At 66.7% G+C, this 288-nt stretch carries 1 protein-coding gene; it reads left to right on the plus strand.

Annotated elements, in window-relative coordinates; genetic code table 11:
• Positions 1-72: 72 nt before the first annotated feature.
• Entirely contained in the window at positions 73-267 is a 195-nt protein-coding gene (locus DIE23_RS39320) for a hypothetical protein (RefSeq protein WP_124618223.1), read from the plus strand.
• The last annotated feature ends 21 nt before the right edge of the window (positions 268-288 follow it).

Consider the following 288-nt stretch of genomic DNA (forward strand, 5'->3'; position numbering starts at 1 on the left):
TCCTTTCCTCCCCGCCATGCGCCCCGAAGGAAGTCCCCTTGGGGGAAATGGCGAGGTTTCTCGGAGCAACTGATGAACACGACCGCGGCGACGGACCCGCGCGATGTGCTGCCCGTGCGTGACGGCACGAGCCTGATCGCGTATCTGCACATCCTGAAGAAGGCGCATGCCGCGCTCGTCGGCCACGACCACGCGCATCGGCGGTTCAGCGTGTCACGGGGCGGCGTTATGGAGCCAATCCGGGGGCGGCGTAATGAGGCCACCTGATGGGCGGCGCAATGGAGCCAG

Origin of the sequence: Burkholderia sp. Bp9143, from assembly GCF_003853645.1 — a bacterium.
Taxonomy (GTDB): domain Bacteria; phylum Pseudomonadota; class Gammaproteobacteria; order Burkholderiales; family Burkholderiaceae; genus Burkholderia.